The sequence below is a fragment of the Streptomyces inhibens genome, from assembly GCF_003389455.1.
GTDB classification, from domain to species: Bacteria; Actinomycetota; Actinomycetes; order Streptomycetales; family Streptomycetaceae; genus Streptomyces; species Streptomyces inhibens.
The window spans coordinates 1-14,735 of the sequence record NZ_QUAC01000435.1 but is presented as its reverse complement, the minus strand read 5'-3'; the positions used below and the strand labels follow the sequence as shown (position 1 = coordinate 14,735).

At 70.5% G+C, this 14,735-nt stretch carries 14 protein-coding genes; 3 read left to right on the top strand and 11 right to left on the bottom strand.

What is annotated here, in order from left to right; genetic code table 11:
• The 4 genes from DY245_RS37775 to rimP form a co-directional block, all read right to left on the bottom strand.
• Positions 1–333, bottom strand: a 333-nt coding sequence (locus DY245_RS37775) for a translation initiation factor IF-2 N-terminal domain-containing protein (RefSeq protein WP_181924044.1), incomplete at its 3' end; no start/stop codon positions are given.
• A 176-nt stretch (positions 334–509) separates the two neighbouring features.
• Positions 510–788: a YlxR family protein gene (locus DY245_RS37770; protein WP_128511620.1), complete on the bottom strand. Its 279-nt coding sequence runs from the start codon at positions 786–788 to the stop codon at positions 510–512.
• A gap of 139 nt (positions 789–927) precedes the next feature.
• Positions 928–1,920: a transcription termination factor NusA gene (gene nusA, locus DY245_RS37765; RefSeq protein WP_128511619.1), complete on the bottom strand. Its 993-nt coding sequence runs from the start codon at positions 1,918–1,920 to the stop codon at positions 928–930.
• A gap of 2 nt (positions 1,921–1,922) precedes the next feature.
• The gene (rimP, locus tag DY245_RS37760; protein ID WP_128511618.1) at positions 1,923–2,465 is read right to left on the bottom strand and encodes a ribosome maturation factor RimP; all 543 of its coding nucleotides are present in this window, start codon (positions 2,463–2,465) and stop codon (positions 1,923–1,925) included.
• 160 nt (positions 2,466–2,625) lie between these two features.
• Here rimP and DY245_RS37755 point away from each other — a divergent pair, with 160 nt between their 5' ends.
• From DY245_RS37755 to DY245_RS37745, 3 genes are read left to right on the top strand one after another with little or no spacing between them, the layout of a single operon-like run.
• On the top strand, positions 2,626–3,138 hold the full coding sequence (locus tag DY245_RS37755) for a hypothetical protein (protein WP_128511617.1): 513 nt from the start codon (positions 2,626–2,628) through the stop codon (positions 3,136–3,138).
• Complete coding sequence (locus DY245_RS37750) at positions 3,135–3,641, top strand: ferritin-like domain-containing protein (RefSeq protein ID WP_425329494.1); 507 nt, start codon at positions 3,135–3,137, stop codon at positions 3,639–3,641. The genes DY245_RS37755 and DY245_RS37750 overlap by 4 nt, the downstream gene beginning before the upstream one ends.
• Before the next feature lie 49 nt (positions 3,642–3,690).
• Positions 3,691–4,596, top strand: coding sequence for an aminoglycoside phosphotransferase family protein (locus DY245_RS37745; RefSeq protein WP_128511616.1), 906 nt, complete (start codon positions 3,691–3,693; stop codon positions 4,594–4,596).
• A gap of 294 nt (positions 4,597–4,890) precedes the next feature.
• Here DY245_RS37745 and DY245_RS37740 read toward each other — a convergent pair whose 3' ends face one another.
• The 7 genes from DY245_RS37740 to DY245_RS37710 all read right to left on the bottom strand — a co-directional run bounded on the left by DY245_RS37740 (position 4,891) and on the right by DY245_RS37710 (position 14,331).
• The gene (locus DY245_RS37740; RefSeq protein WP_128511615.1) at positions 4,891–6,600 is read right to left on the bottom strand and encodes a proline--tRNA ligase; all 1,710 of its coding nucleotides are present in this window, start codon (positions 6,598–6,600) and stop codon (positions 4,891–4,893) included.
• Between the two features lie 113 nt (positions 6,601–6,713).
• Positions 6,714–7,250: a GNAT family N-acetyltransferase gene (locus DY245_RS37735; RefSeq protein WP_128511614.1), complete on the bottom strand. Its 537-nt coding sequence runs from the start codon at positions 7,248–7,250 to the stop codon at positions 6,714–6,716.
• 40 nt (positions 7,251–7,290) lie between these two features.
• Positions 7,291–8,136 (bottom strand): GNAT family N-acetyltransferase, encoded by an 846-nt coding sequence (locus DY245_RS37730; RefSeq protein ID WP_128511613.1) that lies wholly within the window; start codon positions 8,134–8,136, stop codon positions 7,291–7,293.
• A gap of 175 nt (positions 8,137–8,311) precedes the next feature.
• Positions 8,312–9,469 carry a flavodoxin-dependent (E)-4-hydroxy-3-methylbut-2-enyl-diphosphate synthase gene (gene ispG / locus DY245_RS37725; protein ID WP_128511612.1) on the bottom strand — a complete coding sequence of 386 codons (1,158 nt, stop codon included), beginning with the start codon at positions 9,467–9,469 and terminating at the stop codon, positions 8,312–8,314.
• Positions 9,470–9,641: 172 nt separating this feature from the next.
• Positions 9,642–10,943, bottom strand: a complete 1,302-nt coding sequence (locus tag DY245_RS37720) for a M50 family metallopeptidase (protein ID WP_128511611.1) — start codon at positions 10,941–10,943, stop codon at positions 9,642–9,644.
• Positions 10,940–12,253: a 1-deoxy-D-xylulose-5-phosphate reductoisomerase gene (dxr, locus tag DY245_RS37715; protein WP_128511610.1), complete on the bottom strand. Its 1,314-nt coding sequence runs from the start codon at positions 12,251–12,253 to the stop codon at positions 10,940–10,942. The genes DY245_RS37720 and dxr overlap by 4 nt, the downstream gene beginning before the upstream one ends.
• Positions 12,254–12,411: 158 nt before the next feature.
• A complete protein-coding gene (locus DY245_RS37710; RefSeq protein WP_128511609.1) occupies positions 12,412–14,331 on the bottom strand; it encodes an acyl-CoA dehydrogenase family protein in 1,920 nt (639 codons plus the stop codon).
• Positions 14,332–14,735: the final 404 nt, after the last annotated feature.

Genomic DNA, 14,735 nt, shown 5'->3' with positions numbered 1-14,735 from the left:
GGGGGTCACCGGCGCCTCGGGGGCGGCCGGAGCCGGAGCCGCGGGGCCCGGCTTGGGGGCGCCCGGCTTCGGGGCAGCAGGACGTGCCGCCTGCGCCGGGGACGGCGCGGACGGCTTCGCGGGGGCCGACTTGCGCGGCGCCGCGGGCTTACCGGCGGCGCGGCCATTGCCGCTGCCTGCCTGGAAAGCGTCGGTCAACTTGCGAACAACCGGCGCCTCGATCGTCGAGGACGCCGAACGGACGAATTCACCAAGTTCTTGGAGCTTGGCCATGACGACCTTGCTCTCAACGCCGAACTCCTTGGCGAGTTCGTATACCCGGACCTTAGCCACTTCGCTCCTTCTAGGTCCGGGTTTGTCCACCGGACCGTCGCTACTTCATGGGCGTACTCATCGCGTACTCATCGAGTGCTCATCGCAATCTCGACCTACTTCCGACTCGCGAGGTACCTGACCGCACGGTTTTCCGTGCGCTGTGCGTCTTGCTGTGCGTTATTGCAATGGCGGCTTCAACCGGCGCCCCGCTCGAGGGACCGACGCAACGCCGCCGTGTCGAACGGTCCCCGGCCCCGAAAGGCCCGGGGGAACGCCCGGCGGCGAACCGCCAGGTCGAGGCAGACCAATGTCGGGTGCACGTAAGCACCCCGGCCGGGCAGCGTACCGCGAGGATCGGGGACACACTCACCCTCGATCTCCACGATGCGCAGCAAATCGCCCTTGGCCGCTCGCTCCCGGCATCCCAGACACGTGCGCTCAGGGCATGCGCGGGCATGCGTCCGGCCAGACACTGCTTAAGTCTACCTCCCCGCGCCGACCCCACCCCGATGGGGTAAAGGCCGGAGCGCTGCTCAGAATTCCCGGCGGACCGCCGCGGCACCACCGATTTTTCCGGAGGGCCGCGGCGCACGCCGGCTACCGCAGGTGATTTCAGCCCTGCGGTGCGTGCTGCTCGGTGTCCGGCCGGATGTCGATCCGCCAGCCCGTGAGACGGGCGGCGAGCCGGGCATTCTGCCCTTCCTTGCCGATGGCCAGCGACAGCTGGTAGTCGGGGACGGTGACCCGGGCGGAGCGCGCCGCCAGGTCCACGACCTCGACCTTGCTGACCCGGGCCGGCGACAGCGCGTTCGCCACCAGCTCGGCCGGGTCGTCCGACCAGTCCACGATGTCGATCTTCTCGCCGTGCAGCTCGGCCATCACGGCGCGCACCCGGCCGCCCATCGGGCCGATGCAGGCACCCTTGGGGTTCAGCCCCGAGCGGGTGGACCGCACAGCGATCTTCGTACGGTGCCCGGCCTCCCGCGCGATGGCGGCGATCTCCACCGACCCGTCGGCGATCTCCGGCACCTCCATGGCGAACAGTTTCTTCACCAGATTGGGATGGGTGCGCGACAGCGTCACCGAGGGACCGCGTACGCCCTTGACCACCCGTACGACGTACGAGCGCAGTCGCGTGCCGTGCGTGTAGTCCTCACCGGGGACCTGCTCCTGCACCGGCAGCATGGCCTCCATCCGGCCGATGTCGACCAGGACGTTCTTGGGGTCCTTGCCCTGCTGGACGACGCCGGTGATGACATCGCCCTCACGTCCGGCGAACTCGCCGAAGGTGATCTCCTCCTCGGCGTCCCGCAGCCGCTGCAGGATGACCTGCTTGGCGGTGGTCGCCGCGATCCGCCCGAAGCCGGACGGGGTGTCGTCGAACTCGCGGGGTTCGGCACCCTCCTCCAGATCCTCCGGGTCTTCCTTCGCCCACACCGTCACATGGCCGGTGCTGCGGTCCAGCTCCACCCGCGCCCGCCGGCGGCTGCCTTCGGTGCGGTGGTAGGCGATGAGGAGGGCCGACTCGATCGCCTCGACCAGCAGGTCGAACGAGATCTCCTTCTCCCGCACCAGACCCCGCAGGGCACTCATGTCGATATCCACGGCTACGCCTCCTCCTTGTTCTCGTCGTTCTCGTCGATCTTCTCGTCGTGCTGCGCGTCGCGCTTGTCGGACTTGCGGTTGAACTCCAGCTCGACACGCGCCTTGGCGATCTCGTCGAACAAGACCCGGCGTGCGCTCGGCTTGCGCCCCTTGACACCCGGCACCTCAAGATCAAGTCCGTCGTCGTCGACGGCGATGATCCGGGCCACCAGCTCCCCACCCTCGTGGAGTTGGGCCTTGATGAGCCGGCCGACGGCGCGGCGGTAGTGCCGCAGCTCGGTCAGCGGCCGGTCGGCGCCCGGTGACGTCACCTCGAGGGTGTACGGCGCGCCGCCCATCACATCGGAGTCGTCCAGGACCTGGGAGGCCTCGCGGCTCAGCTCGGCACACTCGTCCAGCTGGACGCCCTCGTCGGAGTCGACCACGATCCTCAGTACCCGCCGCTTGCCTGCCGGTGTCACCTCGATCTCTTCCAGATCCAGGTCTCGCGCGGCGACGAGCGGTTCAAGCAATCCGCGCAGCCTCTCGCTCTGGGTGGTGCTCATCCGGGTGACTCCTCGGCCGCGTGTGCTGTTGTGGGTGGGTCGCGTGTCGGGTCAAAGCCTATCGGTTCCGGCGGGGTACTGACGATTCGGTGGGTGGTCACGGATACTCTCGCCTGCGGTGATCACTACGAAAGACCCCGGGAAGTGCAACGTGCCGAAAGTGGCGCTCACGCGCAGAAGGACCCTGCTGGCCGGTGCCGCCCTCGGGGGCGCCGCCCTGCTCACGGGCTGCTCCGAGGACTCCGGCCCCGACCGGGCCGAGCACTCCTCCGCCGCCGACCGACTGCGCGAGCGCTCGGCCCGCGACAGTACGACCCTGCTGGCCCGCTATGACGCGGCGCTCGCCGCACACCCGGCGCTGGAGTCGCGGCTGCGCCCGCTGCGCACCGAAGTCGCCCGGCACGCCGAGGCGTTCACCGACGACCGCACCCCCGCGCACGACGCCGGCGCCTCCGCATCCGGCCGGCCCTCGCACGCCGCGCGGCCGTCCGGCCCCCCGGTCCCCCAGGACGAACGGGCCGCCCGCACGGCGCTCGCCGACGCGGAGCGCAAGCTCGCCGACGCCCGTACCCAGGCACTGACCACCGCACCCCCCGAGCTGGCCCGGCTGCTCGCCTCGGTCGCCGCGTCCGGCGCGGTCCATGCCTACCTGCTGACGGAGCCGACGGGATGAGCAAGACGAGGGGCGTGCACACCATGGCGAACAGGCACGAGGACGAGCTGACGGCGGTGCAGGCAGCGCTGGCCGCCGAGCACGCAGCCGTGTACGGCTACGGCGTGGTCGGCGGCCGCATCGCCCGCAACCGGCGCACCGAGGCCCAGACGGCGTACGACGGACATCGCGCCCGCCGGGACGCACTGCACCGCGAGGTACGCGATCTGGGCGGCACCCCGCAGGCCGCGGCCGCCGCCTACGAACTGCCCTTCCCGGTCCCCGACGCAGCCGCCGCGGCACGGCTGGCGGCGGAGCTGGAGGACCGCCTGGCCGCCGTCTACGCGGATCTCGTACGGGCCGGCGGCAAGGCCAGACGCCGGGAGGCGGCGGCCGCGCTGCGCGAGGCGGCAGTGCGGGCGGTGCGCTGGCGCGGCAGCGGCGTAGCCTTCCCTGGGCTCGTGGAGCGGGCCACGGCCGCCGCTCCGTCCGGCTCCGCGAGCGCCTCCGCCGACGCGCTCTGAACGACCGGCCGCCCCGCGGTCTCCGCCCCAGGAAAAGGACAGCTCAAGCATGGCAACGGCACCCATCGAACCACCGCAGCGGTTGGTGAGTTCGCTGAGCGGCGATCAGGACGGGCGGGAGTGGCTCACAGCGCTGCCGACACTGGTTCAGCACCAGCTGGACGCCTGGGACCTGACGCTGGAACGGGTGCACGCCCCCGGTGGCCGCAGCAGCCTGCTCGCACTCGTACACCAGCAGGACGGGACCCCCGCGGCGCTCAAATTCCCGGTACCCGGCCGGGCGTCCGCACACGAGGCGGCAGCACTGGAGATATGGGACGGCTCGGGCGCCGTACGACTCCTGCGCTCCGACGACAAGACCGGCGCACTGCTGCTGGAGCGCCTCCAGGCCGGGGTGTCGCTCCGCTCACTCCCCGAGGCCAAGGCCCTCCTGGAGGCAGCCGGCACGGTACGCCGCCTCTGGGTGGCGCCAAGCACGCCCCACCCCTTCGAGACCCTGGCCGGCCGTACCACACAAGCCACCGAAGCACTGCGCACGGCCGAAGAACTGACCCCCACAGCAGCCCCCTTGGTGGACGAGGCACGGGAACTACGCCGCACCCTCCCCACCACATCCGACGAAGAGTTCCTCCTGCACGGCGCATTCCGCCAGGGCAAGGTCCTGGCCGGCGACCGCTCGCCCTGGCTGGTGATCGGCCCGTCCCCCGTGGTCGGCGAGCGCGCATACGACCTCGCCGCACTGGTCCTGGACCGCTTCGAAGACCTCATGGCCGGCTCCGGCGCATCCGCCGCGACCCGCCGCCGAGTGACCAAACTGGCCGACTCCCTGGACGTGGACCGGGACCGCCTCCGCGACTGGACCCTCTACCGCGCGGTGAACACGGCCGTACGAGAGCTAGCAACAGGCGACCGCCAACGCGGCGAACTACTACTGGAGTTCGCCGCCTGGCTTTAACCCCACAAGGCGCCCCACCGGCCGGTCAGCCGCGTACGCACCGGAGGGGCCGTACCGGGGTGTCCCCGCAGCGGGACTTGCGCCAACAGCGGGCCCATGCCGCGCACGTACCCGAGGGCGCATGCCCCGAGGAGATACCCCGGTGCGGAACCGACCCCGTCACGTACAACAGGCGCACCCCACGGACACAAGGTCGGCAACGGCGAGAAGGCGACACCCAGCGCCGAAATCGGCACCAAAAGCACGACGCTGCCGGCCACAGACCGACAGCGCCGCACCACACATCACGTCACATCACGCACTGAGACGAGCAACAGCCTCCTCGACCGTCATCTCCTCACGCTCACCCGTCCGCCGGTCCTTGACCTCGACGACCCCCTCCGCGGCCCGCCGCCCGGCGACCACGATGGTCGGCACACCCAGCAGCTCCGCGTCGGTGAACTTCACACCCGGCGAGACACCCGCCCGGTCGTCGACCAGCACCCGCAGCCCCGCCGCGCCGAGCCGCTCCCCGACCTCCAGCGCGAGCTCGGTCTGCTTGGCCTTGCCGGCCGCGACGACATGCACATCGGCCGGCGCGACCTCACGCGGCCAGCACAGCCCCGACTCGTCGTGGGTCTGCTCGGCGAGCGCGGCCACCGCACGGGACACGCCGATGCCGTACGAGCCCATGGTGACCCGGGTCGGCTTGCCGTTCTGGCCGAGCACATCGAGCTCGAAGGCGTCCGCGTACTTGCGCCCGAGCTGGAAGATGTGACCGATCTCGATGGCGCGGTCGATCTTCAGGCCGGTGCCGCACTTGGGGCAGGGGTCGCCGGGCTCGACGACCACCACGTCGAGGTAATCGTCGACCTCGAAGTCACGGCCGGCGACGACGTTCTTGGCGTGCCTGCCCTCCTTGTTGGCGCCGGTGATCCAGGCGGTGCCGGGGGCGATGCGCGGGTCGGCGATGTAGCGGAACGCCTTGCCGGCCAGACCCTGCGGGCCGACGTAGCCCCGGACCAGGTCGGGGCGGTCGACGAAGTCCTCGGCGGTGACCAGCTCGACGGTGGCCGGCGCGAGGTGCTCGCCGAGCTTGCCGAGGTCGACCTCGCGGTTGCCGGGGACGCCGACCGCGACGATCTCGCCGTCGACCTTGACCAGGAGGTTCTTCAGGGTCGCGGACGCCTGCACACCGAGGTACTCGGCGAGCGCCTCGATGGTCGGGGTGTCGGGGGTGTCCAGCTCCTCGACGGGGCCGTGCGCGCCGCCGTCGACCGGCGCGACCTTGACCGTCACGGCCTCGGTGTTGGCGGCGTAGTCGCAGGACGGGCAGTCCACGAAGGTGTCCTCACCGGCCGAAGCGGGCGCCAGGAACTCCTCGGAGGCGGAGCCGCCCATCGCACCGGAGACGGCGGAGACGATGCGGTAGTCCAGACCCAGACGCTGGAAGATCTTCTGGTACGCCTCGCGGTGCAGCGCGTAGGACTGCGCCAGCCCCTCGTCGGTGGTGTCGAAGCTGTACGAGTCCTTCATCTGGAACTCGCGGCCGCGCAGCACACCGGAGCGGGGGCGGGCCTCGTCGCGGTACTTGGTCTGGATCTGGTAGAGGATCACCGGCAGGTCCTTGTAGGACGTGCACTGGTCCTTGACCGTGAGGGTGAAGATCTCTTCGTGGGTGGGGCCGAGGAGGTAGTCGCTGCCCTTGCGGTCCTTGAGGCGGAAGAGCAGGTCGCCGTACTCCTCCCAGCGGCCGCTGGCCTCGTAGGGCTCCTTGGGCAGCAGGGCCGGCAGCAGGACTTCCTGGCCGCCGATGGCGTCCATCTCTTCGCGCACGATGCGGGAGACGTTCTCCAGGACCTTCTTGCCCAGCGGCAGCCACGTCCAGATGCCGGCGGAGGAGCGGCGGACGTACCCGGCGCGGACGAGCAGCTTGTGGCTGGCGGTCTCGGCGTCGGCCGGGTCGTCGCGCAGTGTCTTGATCATCAAGCGGGACATGCGCTGGACCTGTGCGGCGTTGGCCATGGGAGTTTCTCCTGCGTAAGAAAGGTGACTCCCAGGAGGTTAGCCGCAGGGGTGTGGCGCAAGGAAATGCGTTCCACCACAGGCGGCCGGCCGGGCCGGGCGGAACGGCGCCTTCAGGGCCTCAGCAGCGGCAGTGTCGCCCCCATCACGGCGTACGGCGTGGGCGCGCTGGGGAACAGCACCCGCCGCGCGATATCGCGGTAGCCGAGCGAGCGGTACAGCCCCCGGGCCGGACTCTCGATGTCGATCGCGGACAGGATGGAGCGCGGTTCGCTCGCCTCGTCCGTGATGCGGGTGATCAGCGCCCGGCCGATGCCGCGGTGCTGGTAGGCGGGGTGGACGTGCAGCTCGGTGATGGTGAAGGAGTCGTCGAGCCAGTGGTCTAGGCCCTCGCTGCGCAGATAGGGCTCGACGACGGTGGACCACCAGTAGGCGCGGTCGTTGGGCATGCCGTAGACGAAGCCGACGAGCCGGCCGGCGGAGGTGGTGGCGCCGAGGGCGCGGGCGCCGGCGCAGCCGAGGTGGCGCAGCACGATGTGCCGGCGGACGGCGATCTCCTCGTTGCTCAGGCCGAAGGCGAGCGCTTGGACGGCGAGCGCGTCGTCCACCCGGGCAGCGAGATCGAGGGGGCCGACCGCGACGTCATCCATGGTCGGAGCGTACAAGGCGGCGGCTGGGAACGGCGCCGGGTCAGAACAGTACGCTCATGAACGCGCCGACTTCCTCGAAGCCCACCCGGCGGTAGGAGGCGCGGGCGGCGGTGTTGAAGTCGTTGACGTACAGACTGACCACGGGCGCGACATCGCTGAGCGCATAGCGCAGCACGGCCGCCATGCCCGTCTCGGACAGGCCCTTGCCGCGGTAGGCGGGGTCGACCCAGACGCCCTGGATCTGGCAGGCCCGGTGGGTGGCGGCGCCGATCTCGGCCTTGAAGATGACCTTGCCGTCCTCGATGCGGGCGAAGGAGCGGCCGGAGCCGACGAGTTCGGCGACCCGGGCCTGGTAGAGCAGCCCGCCGTCGCCCGCCATCGGGGAGATGCCGACCTCTTCGGTGAACATGGCCACGCACGCGGGCATGATCAGGTCCATCTCGTCCTTGCGGATCCGCCGGACGTACGGGTCGGGGGCGATCTCGGCGGACGGCGAGGTGGTAACCATCAGGGGCTGGTGGGCGCGGATCTCGCGGGCCGGGCCCCAGTACGGTTCCAGGAACGACCACAGCTCGGCGGTGGGGCCTGCGGGGCCGACGATGGAGGAGCAGCGGCGGCCCTGGCGGCGGGCGCGTTCGGCGAAGCCGCGGATGGCTTCGGAGCCGGCGCAGACGGGGACGAGGTTGGCGCCGGCGTAGCACAGCGATTCCAGCCGGCCGTCGACGTACCAGCCCCACATCTCGCCGCCCAGCCGCCAGGGGTCGAGGCCGGCGATCTGTACGCGGGCGGCGACAAAGGCATTGGCGACCGGATCGCGGTCCAGGACCGCGAGGGCGTCGTCGAGCTCTCCGGGCTGGAGGACCTTGATGGTGGTGGTCGTCAGCACGTGTCGGAATGCCTCACCGTTACGGGCCTGGGAGGCCAGGCGGGAGCAGGTCTTGGCACTTTACCTCCACCTGCACGGGAGCACCCGGCCGCTGCCGTGGCAAGTGCCCCGGGCAGCCGTGAGCCCCGCGGCCCGGGGCGGGCGGCGGGGCTCGGCGGCTGTGCGGCGGGGTGGGTCAGCCCGCGGCGGAGACGACGGGGCTGCCGGAGGCGACGCCGTCCTTCTCCATCTGCTCGGCGATCTTCATGGCCTCTTCGATCAGGGTCTCGACGATCTTCGACTCGGGGACGGTCTTGATGACCTCGCCCTTGACGAAGATCTGGCCCTTGCCGTTGCCGGAGGCGACACCGAGGTCGGCCTCGCGGGCCTCGCCGGGGCCGTTGACGACGCAGCCCATGACGGCGACGCGCAGCGGCACCTCCATGCCCTCCAGGCCCGCGGTGACCTCGTCGGCGAGCTTGTAGACATCGACCTGGGCGCGGCCGCAGGACGGGCAGGAGACGATCTCCAGACGGCGCTGGCGGAGGTTGAGCGACTCCAGGATGGAGATGCCGACCTTGACCTCTTCGGCGGGCGGCGCGGACAGCGAGACCCGGATGGTGTCGCCGATGCCCTCGCTGAGCAGCGCGCCGAAGGCGACGGCGGACTTGATGGTGCCCTGGAAGGCGGGGCCGGCCTCCGTGACGCCGAGGTGGAGCGGGTAGTCGCACTGGGCGGCGAGCTGGCGGTAGGCGTTGACCATCACGACCGGGTCGTTGTGCTTGACCGAGATCTTGATGTCGCGGAAGCCGTGCTCCTCGAAGAGGGACGCCTCCCACAGCGCGGACTCGACCAGCGCCTCGGGGGTGGCCTTGCCGTACTTCTGCAGCAGGCGGCGGTCCAGGGAGCCGGCGTTCACGCCGATACGGATGGGGGTGCCGGCGTCGGAGGCCGCCTTGGCGATCTCCTTGACCTTGTCGTCGAACTGCTTGATGTTGCCGGGGTTCACCCGGACCGCGGCGCAGCCGGCGTCGATGGCGGCGAAGACGTACTTCGGCTGGAAGTGGATGTCCGCGATGACCGGAATCTGCGACTTCCTGGCAATGATGGGCAGCGCGTCGGCATCGTCCTGCGTCGGGCAGGCGACCCGGACGATCTGGCATCCGGAGGCCGTCAGCTCGGCGATCTGCTGCAGCGTCGCGCCGATGTCGGACGTCCGCGTCGTCGTCATCGACTGCACCGAGACCGGTGCGTCTCCGCCCACGGCGACCGTACCGACCTGGATCTTGCGGCTGACCCGGCGGTCGGCGAGCTTGGTCGGTACGTCCGGCATTCCCAGTGAAATGGCAGTCATCTGGCGAGCAACCCCAAGGTATGGATCAAGGTCCCGAATCGGCGGGCTCCGGTCTTCGAGATTACGGCACAGGGGTTGCCGGAGGCACATCGCTCCCCTGTGGCCCCTCGAAAGGAGGCGGCCGGACACCCCCAAACGCCTCGGGTGTGCCCGGCCGCCGCCAAACGCGCTTTCAGGTCAGTTTCACCGGGTTCACCACATCGGCGACCAGCACCAGCAGCGTGAAGCAGATGAAGATCCCGGCGACGACGTAGGCGACCGGCATCAGCTTGGCGACGTCGAAGGGGCCGGGGTCGGGCCGCCGGACGATCTTGGCGAAGGCCCGCCGGACGGACTCCCACACGGCGCCGGCGATGTGCCCGCCGTCCAGCGGGAGCAGCGGCAGCATGTTGAACAGGAACAGCGACAGGTTGAAGCCGGCGACCAGGAAGAGCATCGTCGCCACCCGCTGCTCCGGCGGGATGTTCAGGGAGAAGACCTCTCCGCCGACCCGGGCCGCGCCGACCACGCCCATCGGGGAGTCCTGCTTGCGTTCGCCGCCGTTGAAGGCCGCGTCCCACAGGTCCGGGACCTTGGCGGGCAGATGGACCAGCGAGGAGACGCCCTGCTCGACCATGTTGCCCATGCGGTCCACGGACTGGCCGAAGGACTGCTGGACGACGCCGCTGGCCGGGGTGAAGCCGAGGAATCCGGCGGTGACGAACTCGCCGGGGACATAGCCGCCGTGTCCGTCGGTCTTGGCGACCTTGTTCTCGATGAGGTCGGCGTGCAGCGTCTGGCGGGCGCCGTGCCGCTCGACGACGAGCGTGGCGGGCCCGGTGGTGTCGCGGATCTGCTGCTGGAGGGCGCCCCAGTCCGGGACGGCGTGGCCGTTGAACGAGACGATCTTGTCGCCGGCCCGCAGGCCCGCGGCCTTGGCCGGGGAGTCCTTGGCACCGGAGGGGCACTTGTCGGTCTTGGCGGCGGCCGAGATCACGCAGTCCGAGACGGAGCCGACCTGGGTGGTCTGGGTGTTGATACCGAAGCCCATCAGCACGCTCATGAAGATCACGACCGCCAGGATCAGATTCATGAACGGCCCGGCGAACATCACGATGATGCGCTTCCAGGGCTTGCGCGTGTAGAACAGCCGCTTCTCGTCGCCGGGCTGCAGCTCCTCGAAGGCCGCCGAGCGGGCGTCCTCGATCATGCCGCGGAACGGCGAGGTGGAGCGGGCCTGCAGCTTTCCGTCGTCCCCGGGCGGGAACATCCCGATCATGCGGATATAGCCGCCGAGCGGGATGGCCTTGATGCCGTACTCGGTGTCGCCCTTCTTACGGGAGAAGATCGTCGGCCCGAAGCCCACCATGTACTGCGGCACGCGGATACCGAACATCTTGGCCGTGGAGAGATGGCCGAGCTCGTGCCAGGCGATGGAGAACAGCAGGCCGACGACGAAGACGACTATGCCCAGGATGGTCATCCAGGTCGTCATGCGCGAGCCTCCGAAGGTGTCCGTGCCGCACGGGCGGCCAGTTCGCGGGCGCGGGCGCGCGCCCATGTCTCCGCCTCCAGGACGTCCGCGACGGTCAGGGAGGTTCCCTGCGCGGGCGTTCCGCTCCGCTGCGCTCCGCCTTGGCTCTTCATTACTATCCCGGAAGCCAAGCCCTCGGCGACCACTTCGGCGACCGTATCCACAATCCCGGTGAACGGCAGCCCGCCCTTGAGGAACGCGGCAACGCATTCCTCGTTCGCCGCGTTGAAAACGGCCGGGGCGGTGCCGCCCAGATCACCGACGTGGCGGGCCAGCGGGACGGACGGGAAGGCGTTCTCGTCGAGCGGGAAGAACTCCCAGGTCTGCGCCTTCGTCCAGTCCACGCCCGGTGCGGCGTCCAAAACCCGCTCCGGCCAGCCCAGGCCCAGCGCGATCGGCATCCGCATGTCGGGCGGGCTGGCCTGGGCGAGCGTCGAGCCGTCGGTGAACTCCACCATCGAGTGGATGTAGGACTGCGGATGGACGACGACCTCGATGCGGTCGAACGGGACGTCGAAGAGCAGATGCGCCTCGATGACCTCCAGGCCCTTGTTGACGAGCGTCGCGGAGTTGATGGTGACGACCGGCCCCATGGACCAGGTGGGGTGGGCCAGCGCCTGCTCGGGCGTGACATCGGCCAGCTCGCTCTTCGTACGGCCGCGGAACGGGCCGCCGGAGGCGGTGACGACGAGCTTGCGCACCTCGGCGCGGTCGCCGCCGGTGAGCGCCTGGAAGAGCGCGGAGTGCTCGGAGTCGACGGGGACGATCTGGCCGGGCTTGGCGATGGCCTTGACCAGCGGTCCGCCGACGATCAGCGACTCCTTGTTGGCCAGGGCGAGCACCCGGCCGGCCCGGAGGGCGGCCAGGGTCGGGGCGAGGCCGATGGAGCCGGTGATGCCGTTGAGGACGGTGTGGCAGTCGGAGGCGGCCAGCTCGGTGGCCGCGTCGGGGCCGGCCAGCACCTCGGGCAGCGGCTCACCCGCGTCGTACCGGTCGGCCAGCGCCGCGCGCAGCGCGGGCACCGCGTCCTCGCGCGCCACCGCGACGGCGGCCACCCGCAGCTGGTGCGCCTGCTCGGCGAGCAGCTCGACCCGGCCGCCGGCCGCGGAGAGCGCGGTCACCCGGAAGCGGTCGGGGTTGCGGAGCACGATGTCGATCGCCTGGGTGCCGATCGAGCCGGTCGAGCCGAGGATCACGATGCGGCGCGGGCCGTCGGGGTCGCCGGAGGCCGGCTCGAAACGCAGGTGCGGATGGGCGAGGGAGTCCGTCATGTGGTCCATTGTGGCCGGTCGCCCGGGCGGCGTGGACACCTAGGCCGTCTTTCGGATCATGCCGGGCTCACGGGGCCGCCCCGATCCGAAAGACACGCGCCGGGGCCGGTCCGGCGGATCTTCGCCGGACCGGCCCCGGGTGTCGAGGCGGTGGCCGCTCAGCGGATGGGGCGGCGCACGGTGTCCTTCAGGCTCTGGCCCGGGGTGGCGTCGGCGATCCAGGGGCCTTCGCCGCTGGGGTCGATGACGCCCTCCTCCAGCCAGGTGTAGTCGCCGTCCAGGACGCCGGAGACGACCTTGCGGTCGAGCTCGTCGGTGTTGGTCCACAGCCGGCCGAACAGCTCCTCGACGCGGATCCGCGCCTGCCGGCAGAACACATCCGCCAGCTGCTGTGCCTCACGGCCGTGCTCGTCCGTCTCCCGCAGATACTCGGCCCGTACGCAGGCCGCGCTCATCGCGAAGAGTTCGGCGCCGATGTCGACGATCCGGCCGAGGAAGCCCTGTTTGGTCTCCATCCGGCCCTGCCAGCGGGACATCGCGTAGAAGGTGGAGCGGGCGAGCTTGCGGGCGGCTCGCTCGACATACCGCAGATGGCCCGCGAGCTGGCCGAACTCCTGGTACGTACGCGGGAGCTGGCCCGGTCCGGCGACGAGCTTGGGCAGCCAGCGGGCGTAGAACCCGCCGGCCCTGGCCGCCGCCCGGCCCTTGTCGGCGAGCGATTTGTCGGGGTCGATGAGGTCGCCGGCGACGGACAGATGCGCGTCCACGGCCTCCCGGGCGATCAGCAGATGCATGATCTCCGTGGAGCCCTCGAAGATCCGGTTGATGCGCATATCGCGCAGCATCTGCTCGGCCGGGACGGCGCGTTCGCCGCGGGCGGCGAGCGAGTCGGCGGTCTCGAAGCCGCGGCCGCCGCGGATCTGGACCAGCTCGTCCGCCATCAGCCAGCCCATCTCGGAGCCGTAGAGCTTGGCGAGGGCAGCCTCGATGCGGATGTCGTTGCGGTTCTCGTCGGCCATCTGGGAGGAGAGGTCGACGACCGCTTCGAGGGCGAAGGTGGTCGCGGCGATGAAGGAGATCTTGGCGCCGACGGCCTCGTGCTTGGCGATCGGCCGGCCCCACTGCTCACGGGCCGCGGACCATTCACGGGCGACCTTCAGGCACCACTTGCCGGAGCCCACACACATCGCGGGCAGCGAGAGCCGGCCGGTGTTGAGGGTGGTCAGCGCGATCTTCAGGCCGGCGCCCTCGGGGCCGATGCGGTGGGCGGCGGGGACCCGTACCCGGTGGAAGCGGGTCACCCCGTTCTCCAGGCCGCGCAGGCCCATGAACGCGTTGCGGTTCTCGACGGTGATGCCGGGCGAGTCCGCCTCGACGACGAAGGCGGTGATGCCGCCCTTGTGCCCCTCGGACGCGGGCACCCGCGCCATCACCACCAGCAGATCGGCGACCACACCGTTGGTGGTCCACAGCTTGACGCCGTCGAGCACATAGTCGTCGCCGTCCGGGACAGCGAGCGTCGCCAGCCGGGCCGGGTCCGAGCCGACATCCGGCTCGGTCAGCAGGAACGCCGAGATGTCCGTACGGGCACAGCGCGGCAGGAAGGTCTCCTTCTGCTCCTTGGTGCCGAACAGCTTCAGCGGCTGCGGTACGCCGATCGACTGATGCGCGGAGAGCAGCGCGCCGATCGCGGGGCTGGCGGTGCCGACCAGGGACAGGGCCCGGTTGTAGTAGACCTGGGTGAGTCCGAGGCCGCCGTACTTCGGGTCGATCTTCATACCGAACGCGCCGAGCTCCTTGAGCCCGTTGACCGTCTCGTCCGGGATCTTCGCCTCGCGCTCGATGCGGGCGGCGTCGATCTGCGTCTCGCAGAACTCCCGCAGTGTGGCGAGAAACTTCTCGCCACGGCGTACGTCGTCGACCGCGGGGGTCGGGTGCGGATGGATGAGGTCGAGCCGGAAGCGCCCCAGGAACAGTTCCTTGGCGAAGCTGGGCTTGCGCCAGTCCTGCTCGCGGGCCGCCTCGGCGACCTGGCGTGCTTCGCGCTCGGAAACGTTGCGGATGGATGGAGCAGTCATCAGGAGCTCACCTCGCCGCGGAATCGGGAGTTCTGCGCCGGCGGGCCGGTCGGCCGCTGGAACAGCGCTACTTGTGAGAGTTACCCGATCCGCGCGGGTTGCACCACTGGAGCTACGGGGAGGGGAGGGCCCGGACGGCGCCTCTTGGCCAACGGCGGCATACACCTCGGCATGAGCCCGAGTCGGCTTTGCCGTATCGGCCCTTCGGGGGGTACGGCATACCGCGCTGGTTGTACGTACGGCCGCCGCTCCTCCTTGCGGCACGGCCCGCCGCTCCACCTCAGACAGGAGGAATCGGGGGGTGCGCGCGCCGTACCGTCAAGATCCGGCATGACGGGCGATCCGATGCCGGGGGGGAAACGGGGGACGCGGCGCGCTCCGGAACAGGGTGCCGGAGCGCGCCG

Coding starts and splice junctions, on each gene's coding strand:
- DY245_RS37740 (WP_128511615.1), bottom strand. CDS start 6,600: ATGGCCAACGCCGCACAGGTCCAGCGCATGTCCCGCTTGATGATCAAG.
- ispG (WP_128511612.1), bottom strand. CDS start 9,469: ATGACTGCCATTTCACTGGGAATGCCGGACGTACCGACCAAGCTCGCC.
- dxr (WP_128511610.1), bottom strand. CDS start 12,253: ATGACGGACTCCCTCGCCCATCCGCACCTGCGTTTCGAGCCGGCCTCC.
- DY245_RS37745 (WP_128511616.1), top strand. CDS start 3,691: ATGGCAACGGCACCCATCGAACCACCGCAGCGGTTGGTGAGTTCGCTG.
- DY245_RS37710 (WP_128511609.1), bottom strand. CDS start 14,331: ATGACTGCTCCATCCATCCGCAACGTTTCCGAGCGCGAAGCACGCCAG.
- rimP (WP_128511618.1), bottom strand. CDS start 2,465: ATGAGCACCACCCAGAGCGAGAGGCTGCGCGGATTGCTTGAACCGCTC.
- DY245_RS37735 (WP_128511614.1), bottom strand. CDS start 7,250: ATGGATGACGTCGCGGTCGGCCCCCTCGATCTCGCTGCCCGGGTGGAC.
- DY245_RS37720 (WP_128511611.1), bottom strand. CDS start 10,943: ATGACGACCTGGATGACCATCCTGGGCATAGTCGTCTTCGTCGTCGGC.
- DY245_RS37750 (WP_425329494.1), top strand. CDS start 3,135: ATGAGCAAGACGAGGGGCGTGCACACCATGGCGAACAGGCACGAGGAC.